This is a genomic window from Chryseobacterium sp., assembly GCF_045629545.1.
Lineage (GTDB): Bacteria > Bacteroidota > Bacteroidia > Flavobacteriales > Weeksellaceae > Chryseobacterium.
In genome coordinates, this window is sequence record NZ_JAZQRK010000040.1 from 61,882 (window position 1) to 72,095 (window position 10,214).

The 10,214-nt window shown below is 32.5% G+C and carries 13 protein-coding genes; 3 read left to right on the plus strand and 10 right to left on the minus strand.

Going from position 1 to position 10,214, the window contains the following annotated elements:
* The first annotated feature begins 7 nt into the window (after positions 1–7).
* Together ACKI42_RS09390 and ACKI42_RS09395 are read left to right on the plus strand one after the other, a co-directional pair.
* Positions 8–1,192, plus strand: coding sequence for a sigma-54-dependent transcriptional regulator (locus tag ACKI42_RS09390; RefSeq protein WP_407404746.1), 1,185 nt, complete (start codon positions 8–10; stop codon positions 1,190–1,192).
* A 76-nt stretch (positions 1,193–1,268) separates the two neighbouring features.
* Positions 1,269–2,630, plus strand: a complete 1,362-nt coding sequence (locus ACKI42_RS09395; RefSeq protein WP_407404770.1) for an MATE family efflux transporter — start codon at positions 1,269–1,271, stop codon at positions 2,628–2,630.
* A 175-nt stretch (positions 2,631–2,805) separates the two neighbouring features.
* Here the strand turns inward: ACKI42_RS09395 and ACKI42_RS09400 are convergent, their stop codons facing one another.
* The 5 genes from ACKI42_RS09400 to ACKI42_RS09420 all read right to left on the minus strand — a co-directional run bounded on the left by ACKI42_RS09400 (position 2,806) and on the right by ACKI42_RS09420 (position 6,722).
* On the minus strand, positions 2,806–4,206 hold the full coding sequence (locus tag ACKI42_RS09400) for a rhodanese-like domain-containing protein (RefSeq protein ID WP_407404748.1): 1,401 nt from the start codon (positions 4,204–4,206) through the stop codon (positions 2,806–2,808).
* A 10-nt stretch (positions 4,207–4,216) separates the two neighbouring features.
* On the minus strand, positions 4,217–5,008 hold the full coding sequence (locus tag ACKI42_RS09405) for a sulfite exporter TauE/SafE family protein (RefSeq protein WP_407404750.1): 792 nt from the start codon (positions 5,006–5,008) through the stop codon (positions 4,217–4,219).
* A 104-nt stretch (positions 5,009–5,112) separates the two neighbouring features.
* Entirely contained in the window at positions 5,113–5,745 is a 633-nt protein-coding gene (locus ACKI42_RS09410; protein ID WP_407404752.1) for a Crp/Fnr family transcriptional regulator, read from the minus strand.
* Between the two features lie 10 nt (positions 5,746–5,755).
* Positions 5,756–6,169 (minus strand): DUF6691 family protein, encoded by a 414-nt coding sequence (locus ACKI42_RS09415; protein WP_407404754.1) that lies wholly within the window; start codon positions 6,167–6,169, stop codon positions 5,756–5,758.
* Positions 6,170–6,173: 4 nt separating this feature from the next.
* Positions 6,174–6,722 (minus strand): YeeE/YedE family protein, encoded by a 549-nt coding sequence (locus ACKI42_RS09420; RefSeq protein WP_407404756.1) that lies wholly within the window; start codon positions 6,720–6,722, stop codon positions 6,174–6,176.
* 138 nt (positions 6,723–6,860) lie between these two features.
* On the opposite strand from ACKI42_RS09420, the gene ACKI42_RS09425 reads away from it, so the two are divergent.
* On the plus strand, positions 6,861–7,478 hold the full coding sequence (locus ACKI42_RS09425) for an SOS response-associated peptidase family protein (protein WP_407404758.1): 618 nt from the start codon (positions 6,861–6,863) through the stop codon (positions 7,476–7,478).
* 28 nt (positions 7,479–7,506) lie between these two features.
* Here ACKI42_RS09425 and ACKI42_RS09430 read toward each other — a convergent pair whose 3' ends face one another.
* The 5 genes from ACKI42_RS09430 to ACKI42_RS09450 all read right to left on the minus strand — a co-directional run bounded on the left by ACKI42_RS09430 (position 7,507) and on the right by ACKI42_RS09450 (position 9,857).
* A complete protein-coding gene (locus ACKI42_RS09430; RefSeq protein ID WP_407404760.1) occupies positions 7,507–7,944 on the minus strand; it encodes a hypothetical protein in 438 nt (145 codons plus the stop codon).
* 66 nt (positions 7,945–8,010) lie between these two features.
* A complete protein-coding gene (locus tag ACKI42_RS09435) occupies positions 8,011–8,517 on the minus strand; it encodes a hypothetical protein (protein WP_407404762.1) in 507 nt (168 codons plus the stop codon).
* A gap of 92 nt (positions 8,518–8,609) precedes the next feature.
* On the minus strand, positions 8,610–9,056 hold the full coding sequence (locus ACKI42_RS09440) for a DUF695 domain-containing protein (protein ID WP_407404764.1): 447 nt from the start codon (positions 9,054–9,056) through the stop codon (positions 8,610–8,612).
* Positions 9,057–9,084: 28 nt separating this feature from the next.
* Positions 9,085–9,630: a ribonuclease E inhibitor RraB gene (locus ACKI42_RS09445; RefSeq protein WP_407404772.1), complete on the minus strand. Its 546-nt coding sequence runs from the start codon at positions 9,628–9,630 to the stop codon at positions 9,085–9,087.
* On the minus strand, positions 9,582–9,857 hold the full coding sequence (locus ACKI42_RS09450; protein WP_407404766.1) for a DUF695 domain-containing protein: 276 nt from the start codon (positions 9,855–9,857) through the stop codon (positions 9,582–9,584). The genes ACKI42_RS09445 and ACKI42_RS09450 overlap by 49 nt, the downstream gene beginning before the upstream one ends.
* Positions 9,858–10,214: the final 357 nt, after the last annotated feature.

The window sequence follows — 10,214 nt, forward strand, 5'->3', positions numbered from 1 at the left end:
GCGCCCTATGCAAAAAATCCTTATCGTAGAAGACGAAAAAGCAATTTCGGGAGTACTTCATAGTATCCTTTCGGATGAGCTTCCAGAATATGAATTTTCTATGGCCGAAGATGGCCTAGAAGGTTACAAACTTATTGAAAAAGAAGATTTCTCTTTGGTTATTTCAGATATAAAAATGCCTAAGGTTTCCGGAACCGAGTTATTGAAGCAAAGTTTGGTGCTAAAACCAGAGTCTACTTTCATTATGATTTCTGGGCACGCTGATATTGATTCCGCAGTAGCTTGTTTGAAAGATGGAGCTTACGATTTTATCTCAAAACCTATAGACATCAATAGATTGATTACCAGTGTGAAAAATGCATTAGCAAAAGAAACACTAAAAAAGGAGAATAAAACCCTTCAAACTGAAAATAAAACCTTGAAGAAAAAGGTGAATAAAAAATATCAGATGATTGGTGAATCTGCGGGATTGAAGAAGATTCAAGAGATGATAGAGAAAGTTTCTGTTTCTGATGCTAGAGTTCTTATCACTGGTCCCAATGGCGCAGGTAAAGAATTGGTAGCGCACGCGATACACAATCTCAGTGAACGCTCCAAAGGTCCAATGATAGAAGTGAATTGTGCTGCAATTCCTTCCGAATTGATAGAATCTGAACTTTTCGGACATGTAAAAGGATCTTTTACAGGTGCCATCAAGGACAAACAAGGAAAATTTGAACAAGCGAACGGTGGAACTATTTTCTTAGATGAAATTGGTGACATGAGTCTTATTGCACAGGCAAAAGTGCTAAGAGCCTTGCAAGAAAGTAAAGTTTCTCCTGTGGGTAGCGATAAAGAGATCAAAGTGGATGTAAGAGTACTTGCTGCTACCAACAAAAATATGCAAGTTGAGATTGAAGCAGGAAGATTCAGGGAAGATTTGTATCACAGATTATCTGTCATTGAGATCTATGTACCACCATTAGATGATAGAAAAGACGACATCAAATTGTTGGTAGATCATTTTTCTGTAATGATTTCTGATGAGCATGGTACTGCTTTAAAAAAATTTGATGACAAAGCCATTACAGCGCTAAAAGCATTGTCTTGGACAGGAAATATACGAGAGCTAAGAAACGTCGTAGAAAGATTAATTATTCTAGGTGGAGACACCGTTTCTGAGCAAGATGTAGCCAATTTTGTACGAAAATAATTAGTTTACAATTAAAATATTTAAGTTAGAATTTGCAATATTTATTTGTTGCAAATTCTTTTTTTTAAGCATTATGATAAAATTTTTAGATAAAAACTATACTCGGGAGGCCCTTACATTGGCTCTTCCGGTGATGATTACACAGGTAGGGCAAGTTTCAGTAAACTTGTTCGATAATATTATTGTGGGACAGTTGTTAGGAGCTGATGCGCTCGCTTCAGTTTCACTAGGTAATGCCGTTTTCTTTTCTATTTTTGTTTTAGCATTGGGTTTTTCATTTGCTATTCCACCATTAGTCTCTGAGGCTCATTCTAAGAATGATAGAAAAACTATTAATTCTGTTTTTAGCCATGGATTTGTCATCAATATGTCGGTGGGCATAATTTTGATGGCATTGCTATTTTTGGGTATGCCACTACTCTACAAATCTAGTCAACCCGCTAATATTATCCCCAATACGGTAGATTTCCTTAGTATCATGGCGATAAGTATCCTACCGTTTATGGCATTCCAAACGCTAAGAGAAGTATCTGAAGGCTTATCTTATACTATAGGAGTAACCAAAGCAACAATTTTTGCCAATATAATAAATATAGTTTTGAACTATGTATTTATAAAAGGATTATGGATATTCCCAGAGATGGGCGTTAAAGGTTCTGCTATCGCGAGTCTAATCGCCAGAATTTTTATGGTGATTTTCCTCTACTATGTATTATTAAAAGAGGAAAAAACCAAACAATATATCAAAGACTTCTCTTTAAAAATCAGTATTTTCTCTAAAAACATGTTCGAGAAGATGATAAGAATAGGTCTTCCTACAGCATTACAAATGTTTTTTGAGGTAACTGCATTTGCTTGCGCTGCATTTATTTGCGGACTTATTTCTTCACACGATATTGCTTCTCATCAGATTGCACTGAGTATGGCTTCATTTACATTTAATCTTTGTATTGGATTTAGTGTAGCTTCTACCGTAATGATTGGAAGAAAATTGGGAGAACAAGATTTTGTTGGTTTAAGGAAAATAGGCATTAACAATATGAAAATTACCTTTCTATTCATGTGTTTTTGTGGATTGGTATTTATAATTGGAAGAGATATTCTTCCTACATTTTTTACTAAATCTGAAGAAGTGGAGGTAATAGCTTTGGCTTCAAAATTAATGATAATTGCAGCTCTTTTTCAATTATCTGATGGAATACAAGTGACAGCATTAGGCTGCCTTCGTGGATTACAAGACGTGAAAATTCCATCCATCTATACCTTTTTTGCCTATTGGATATTCACCATACCTTTGGGATATTATCTTTGTTATATCTTGAAAATGGGAGCCTTTGGGATGTGGATTGCGCTAGGACTCGGACTTACCCTTTCAGCAGTTATGCTCGTGATGCGTTTCCTAAATCAATCTAAAAAACGACTTAATCATAATGCATAAAGTATAAAAGCGATCTAAAATTAGATCGCTTTTTTTTAAGATTTAGATAGCAATGCTACTTTAAAATTTATTCAATTAAAAATTGATATGAATCAGTTTGAGAGCTTTATGTTTGATTTATTTGATTAATGATTTTGAATTTTAAAAATAAATGATATTGGTTAATATATTTAAGCTAAGCCCGACAACTTCTTTCGATAATTGTCACCTTTGTTTTTGAGATAGCTGATAATCCACCTTCAAGTTCATGTAAATTGGTAAATCCATGTGAATATAAAATACTTGCAGCAATACTGCTTCTATATCCTCCAGCACAATGTAAAAAGAAAGGTTTATCCATGCTTAATTCTTTTAACCATTGATGAATTGCTTCTAAAGGTTTATTAATCGCATTTTCTAAGTGACCTGACCTAAATTCAGATTCTCTTCTGACATCAAGGATTATTTTTTTCTCTACATCTAGCAATCTTTCAAATTCTTCAGCGGTTATCTTCCGTATAGTCTCAATTTTCCTACCCGATTCCACCCATGCTTGGAAGCCGTATTGCAAATATCCTATTACGTTATCGAAACCTATTCGCGCCAACCGAGTAATTGCTTCTTCTTCTCTACCATTATCAGAAATTAATACAATTTTCTGACTGACGTTTTCTATAATCTCTCCCACCCAAGGTGCAAATTCTCCATCCAAACCAATATGAATAGATTTCGGAATAAAACCTTGGCTAAATTCCTCACTAGAACGTGTATCCAAAATCATAACATTTTGATCTAAGGAAATCAATTCAAGTTCCTCTGTAGATAATGGATTCAGGGACTTAGATTTATTAATTTCAAAGTTATTATATCCTTTTTTATTGAAATGGACATTCATTCCGAAATACGCTGGCGGAGATGTTAATCCCTCTAAAACTGCTTCTATAAAATTTTCTTTACTTGATTGATTTAAAGCATAGTTCACTTTTTTTTGGTTTCCTAACGTATCTAGCGTTTCTTTCATCATATTTTTTCCACAAGCTGAGCCAGAACCATGTGCTGGATATACCATTATATCATCTGATAGAGGAAGGATTTTGTTGTACAAACTATCATATAACAATCCTGCTAAATACTCTTGTGTTATATCTTCTCCCTTTTGTGCTAAATCTGGTCTGCCTACATCTCCCAAAAATAAAGTATCACCACTGAATAATGCAGTTTCTACTCCATTTTCATCAATCGCCAGATAACACACACTTTCTAATGTATGGCCTGGTGTATGAATGACTTTTATTTTTATATTTCCAATCTCGAAAATTTGATTATCTTTAGCAATAATCGCATTAAAATTGGGTTCTGCCATCGGTCCAAAAATAATAGGCGCTAGAGTAATTTGACTTAAATCTAAGTGTCCGCTCACGAAATCAGCGTGAAAATGTGTCTCGAAAATGTATTTCAATTGTACATTTCCTTTTTCTAACCGGTCCAAATAAGGTTGAGTTTCCCTTAATGGATCTATAATTGCTGCTTCGCCATTGCTCTCAATATAGTATGTACCTTGAGATAGGCACTTGGTATAAATTTGTTCTATTTTCATTTGATACTATTTAATTAAATAAGATTACTTCTTTGATTAAAATAAAAATGCCCATCGCTACTACAAAATAGCCGAATAAGGGTTTCAATTGTTTACTATCTACCTTGGTAGAAAGGTAGATACCAAAAAACATCCCTACTAACGAAATGATAATCATCTTGACAAGGTAATAGATATCTAAATCCAACAAATCTTGAGATCCTAAAAATCCGATAAGGGATTTTATACCTATGATTAGTAATGAGTTCCCTACAGCTTGCTTTAAGTTTAATTTACCAAAAATCATCAAAACAGGGACAATAATAAATCCGCCTCCTGCACCTACCATACCTGTGATACTTCCTTCTAATAATCCTGCCATAATAAGTGCACCAAAAGAATAAGTACGATTTTCTACATCAGGATTACTTTTCTTGTTCAAAACCATATATAACCCTGACAGCAACATTAAAACCGAAAAGAAAACCATCATCAAGTTGTTTTTATGTACTACTGTATGAAGAATTTCAAATTCATTAGGAATCACAGGTAATAAAAATGCTCTTACAGTGTACAAAGCAATCATAGAAGGTATTCCGAACATAACAATTCTGCTGAACGACAGTTTTTTATTAATAACATTAGGAATTGCTGCAATAAGACTTGTAATGCTTACTAATGCTAAGGAATACGTGGTAGATAATGTAGTAGGAATTGCAAATAAATAAACCAATACAGGAACACTAAGAATGCTGCCTCCACCACCGAACATTCCTATCAATAGACCGATAAATAATGTGAGTGCAAAACCAATAATTTCCATGATATCTGATTATAATAATGCAAATTTCAGATAATAGGAAAATGTAGAGCGTAACAATTGTTACAATAATAGCCTACAAAAAGCTTCCAAACGGAAGCTGATAATTATTGAATGGTAATCTGATTACGTTGTTGAAGGAGAAAGCTTTCGTTTTCTAGTGCTTTAAGTAGTCTGGAAATAACTACACGAGAAGTATTCATTTCATAAGCTATTTCTGCGTGGGTTTTATTGACGACATTAGAACCATTCACACTGGCCACTTCAATCAAATAATTTATAAGTCGACCTTTAGAATCCTTGAAGGCTAAATTATCAATAGAACGCATCATCTCGTCCAAGCGATCTTGGTAGCTATTAAAAACAAATGAACGCCAAGAGGAATATTTGGCAAGCCAATCATCCATTTTCCTTACCGGGATCATCACCATTTCACCAGAAGTCTCTGCAGTTGCTCTTATGTTACTCGTTTTTGTTCCCAAGCAGCACGTCATTGTCATTGCGCAGGTATCTCCTTTCTCTAGATAATACAATAGTAGTTCTCCATCATTGTCATCATCACGCATAATCCTTATTGCTCCTTTCAGTAGCAATGGCATATGGGTAATGGTTTCGTCAAGATCCATGATGATTTCTCCTTCTTCAAAGATTTTTATGAAACTTACAGATGACATTTCGAATAGTAAATCATTTTCGAAAGTCGTATTGTAATACTGTTGAAGTATACCTTTATCGATCATAATATAACACTTAATGTGGTAATTTGTTCTTGATTATTCCATAGAGCCATGTGCCTACCAAAGCTGCTAGAATTACAATGATTATTGAATAATTACCTGCTCCTAATAATACAAAGATTGGACCTGGGCATGCGCCTATTAATGCCCAACCTAATCCAAAAAAAATACCTCCAAACAAATAACGTTTGATAGATTTGTCTTTCGGATTTATTATGATTGGCTCTCCATAGATATCTTTCCCATTTTTCTTTTTTATCAATTGAGTAGCAATAACTCCAATAGTCAATGCTGATCCAATAAATCCGTACATGTGGATAGACTGAAACTGAAACATTTCAACGATTCTAAACCATGATGCAGTTTCTGCCTTGTACATGGTAATACCAAAAATAACGCCGAGTACAATATAAATAATACTTTTCATAATTCTAAAAAATTAAAGGGAATAATACATGAACCATAACCAAGCCACCAATAAAAAAGCCAATAACAGCTATCAATGAAGGCAACTGAAAGTCACTCAGTCCTGAAATGGCATGTCCCGAAGTACATCCACCAGCATAGCGAGTCCCAAATCCGATCAATAGACCACCAATGATAAGAATGAGGCTATTTTTTAAACTAAAAACTTTGAAAATTTCATCTGGACTGTAAGATTTCCCTACACTTTGAAATCCCAAATTTTGAAGATATTTAGTTGTGTAGGTAGCAATTTCTGGAATTTGCTGGTTTGATAAAAAGTGCGAAGCGATGTATCCACCAAGTACTGAACCTAACAAGAATAGCAAGTTCCAGCGTTGCGTTCTCCAATTAAAGTTAAAAAATGAGCACGACTTTCCTGCTCCCAATGCTGAACATAACGTTCTAAAATTCGATGAAAAACCAAAGTTTTTCCCAAGATAAAGTAATGCGATCATGACCAAAGCAATTATAGGTCCTCCTACGTACCATGGCCATGATTCTAATATCCAATTCATAAGTGTAAAATTTTATTACTGCAAATATTACCCTTCTCTATTAAGTAGGGAGTAACAAATGTTACATCCAATACATTGGAAATTCAGTTCCTTTAAATTACAGCACAAAAATTGCTTCTCTTTTGCAAACTTAACCTAATGTGTTACAATTTTAATAATAAAGGAGTAAACTTAAAGAAAGCTTTAAAAGACTTAGATGCTAAGGTTTCAGATGATACTCTTACCTTGAACGGAGATATTTCGGCTTTTGCCAAACAACCTATTCCTGCAATTATTAATTATAAAGGTATCGTCATGTTGAATGCTTTATGGGGCACTAAGGAAAAACCTGATGCTCCTACAAAAGGCAAAAATCTAAAGTCGGAAAACACCAATACCTTATACAACAGCATAGAAAAAAACAGGTGCCTAATTCCTGCAACTTCCTACTTCGAACATAAAACAATATCTGTAGTCGGGAGAAAAACCAAAGCTAAGCTAAAGCACGAATTATTCTGGAAGAACAAAGAACAATTTTACATTGCAGCCTTATTTGATACTTACGAAAATGGAGATCTTGGATTCGGATTGCTTACCACTCTGCCCAACCCTATACAAGCAGAGATACACAATAGGATGATTATCACATTGGATGCAAAAAAGGGAAAAGAATTTCTGCTGCAAAACCCAATTGAAGAATTTCAATTTCCAGAATATTCGCCCAATTTGGAGGCAATCAATTTAGAAGAAATAAAAAAGCCTAATACGCTCTTTTAAAGTATTAGGCTTTTTTTATACAAGTCTATTATTGATCTAGCAAATCTTGATTGATGTTATAACCAATAATTTTCACAATCCCATCTTCTTTTCTCATGGATATTTTTTCTTGCGTTTTACCATCTGCTCTAGTCACATTATAGAAAATCACATATTCACTTTTTGGGTTAGAACCTTCTACAATGAAACTTTCTGCTTTTATCAGATCTTGGCCTTCAATTTTGCCTATTTTGGTATTGGTAACATGAATTATTTCTCTTAGTTTATCTTTATCAGTAGCCTCAAAGAAAGCATCACTAAAAAGTTTGAATATTTCATCTTCATTACTTCCGTATTTCACTTCCCAATAATACTTGTCAGAGATTTTCTTAGCTTCTTCTATATCACTTTGGCGGTTGCTATACGTTTTATTAAAATTGCAACTTACCAATGTCAGTACAATAGAAAATAAATAAATATATTTCATAAAAAGGGTTTGTTTTTCTGTCTTTGAATTAAGATTTAAAATAAGAAAAAATTTATGTAAATACAACTATTTTTGAAACTTTAAAGGCAGGAAACCTTGTTCAACAGATTTATAGTTATGGTTTTTTTTATCATAGAAATACTTAAAGGTTATTTGATTATCTGTTTTCTTCTCAATTTTTTCATCCAAAATCCTTAAGGTATCGGCAACTATGCTGTATTTCCCAAAGTAATGTTCACTTTCTCCATGCCAATATTCGTTGATCTCAAAAGTAGAATCTTCATTAAGTTTAATATTATAGCCTAAATAATTTTCTTGAAAATTTGGAGATACATAAAACTGAGCAGAAACCTTCTTTTCATAATGAATTACATTTTTATAAATATGTAATCCGAATAATATTGATAAAGTTATCAAAACAAAGTGAGTATAATTTCTGCTTATTTTTCTTTTATAATCTAAATAATAAAGCACAATAATATTAACTGCTATTAGGATAATTAGAATAGATAAAATGTAGATATTCTTGTTACTTGCCGTAAAATCATCATATACTCTAGTATTAAAATACATAACTATGAATAGCAGTACAATTGAGCTGTATTTAGAAACCCTATTCATAGTGACACTTTAAATATCCTAATATGTATTATAATTAAAACAATCTAGCTGAATAACTCCTCAACATTAGTCCAGTTCTCATCATCTGTGATATCGCAATTAAAATCTACGAGCCTATTGTTATTTCTTTTTATGTCATTTAGTACGTTGATGGCACTTTGTACGTCATCTATATAAAACTCTAGATTCATACCATTATCCGTGGTAATTCTAGCAACAAAATGGCAAACACATGCCGCTTTGAGTTTTTTATCAAAATACTTTTCTATCTTTATAATATCATGATTATCTTTCTTAGAATTGTATTCATCTGTGACATCAATGAGAACCAAAAAATTATATTTACAATTCTTTTTATGCGCATAATGGGCATAGGCTTTATCCACCCAATGAGTTTCTAGGTTGCCATTGTCTACCTCCATCACAAATTCTGTTATCTCATTTTTTGGATATACCGAATTTTGATCTAATTTGATTTCTTCCCAAGTCATAATTTTCTGTTTATCGTTCTATATATTTTCATACTAAAAAATTCCTAATCAATAGGAAATCCAAGCGCACGCAAAAATACGCAAATTCTTTGCTTGCCGAAATTTTTAAAACAAACGAAACCCCTTCTATTTTTGCAATGAGAAAAGTTGAAAATGAAAATTTTGATACAATTTTCTGTTCTAATTCTACAGAAGTTTCCAAACCGTCATAGTCCCCATTATTTTCTATTGCCAAATTCCAAAGATCAAGAGTGTAATCATCAATATCCGCATAACCCACTTTATCAATTCTTTTAATTTGAAGAATATATTGATATTTATCATCATGGTTAAATGTTTTTTCAACAAGATCAAAATTTTTGATCTTTACCTTATTAATAAAATTATTGCAGTCAGATTCATTTAAAAAAAATATCCAATGAAAGACCTCTCTAGCTTTTGTTAAAGAATCTCCATTATTCTCAAGATTTTCTACAACACTTCGGTTACCTATACTATAAAAATTAACTTTTGTAGGATATAGATTCAGATAGCCATCCCAATGTTCATCATATGTTGCGGATATATCAGTAATGTAATTTTGAAACCTATTCTACATTTCTTTTCATTAAGAAAAGATTCCGTATTTTTAGAATAGAAGTAAAAAATTCTGTATCCATTAGTAGTTATTCTACCAATGAAAATTGTATTAGCTTTATTAAAATTATTCAAAATATCTTCTTCAATCTTAAATAACATTTCACTTTCTTCACTTGATGTTAAGCCATCTTTATTTGGATTATTTAGTTTAAATGAAATCAACCTAAACTTGATTTATCCTTCAATGGTAAAATATCATAGAGTCCAAGATTAATAAATATTGAAGCATGACAATCTTCAATATAGGTTAAATAAAGATCCCAAATTTCAGGATACTTTTTGTTACTGAGAAGGTTTGAAATAAATACCACATTTAAATAATAGATTTTATGTTCATATTTCAAATGTATGAACGTTCTAATGCTCACTAAAATACATAAAAACTACATTTTTCCACGAATATCTAAAAATATTATTTAGAAAAAGCATTATAAATTTACATGAAAGGGTATAACCATTTAATAAGTGCGTACACCCCATCAATGAAGTACCCATACCCCCCTTCGGAAGTCCCCATAC

Excerpts from the sequence above, each read along its gene's own strand:
- ACKI42_RS09390 (WP_407404746.1), top strand. The coding sequence starts at position 8 with ATGCAAAAAATCCTTATCGTAGAAGACGAAAAAGCAATTTCGGGAGTA.
- ACKI42_RS09435 (WP_407404762.1), bottom strand. The coding sequence starts at position 8,517 with ATGTATTTTAATACTAGAGTATATGATGATTTTACGGCAAGTAACAAG.
- ACKI42_RS09400 (WP_407404748.1), bottom strand. The coding sequence starts at position 4,206 with ATGAAAATAGAACAAATTTATACCAAGTGCCTATCTCAAGGTACATAC.
- ACKI42_RS09430 (WP_407404760.1), bottom strand. The coding sequence starts at position 7,944 with ATGAAATATATTTATTTATTTTCTATTGTACTGACATTGGTAAGTTGC.
- ACKI42_RS09405 (WP_407404750.1), bottom strand. The coding sequence starts at position 5,008 with ATGGAAATTATTGGTTTTGCACTCACATTATTTATCGGTCTATTGATA.
- ACKI42_RS09410 (WP_407404752.1), bottom strand. The coding sequence starts at position 5,745 with ATGATCGATAAAGGTATACTTCAACAGTATTACAATACGACTTTCGAA.
- ACKI42_RS09420 (WP_407404756.1), bottom strand. The coding sequence starts at position 6,722 with ATGAATTGGATATTAGAATCATGGCCATGGTACGTAGGAGGACCTATA.
- ACKI42_RS09415 (WP_407404754.1), bottom strand. The coding sequence starts at position 6,169 with ATGAAAAGTATTATTTATATTGTACTCGGCGTTATTTTTGGTATTACC.
- ACKI42_RS09440 (WP_407404764.1), bottom strand. The coding sequence starts at position 9,056 with ATGACTTGGGAAGAAATCAAATTAGATCAAAATTCGGTATATCCAAAA.
- ACKI42_RS09425 (WP_407404758.1), top strand. The coding sequence starts at position 6,861 with ATGTGTTACAATTTTAATAATAAAGGAGTAAACTTAAAGAAAGCTTTA.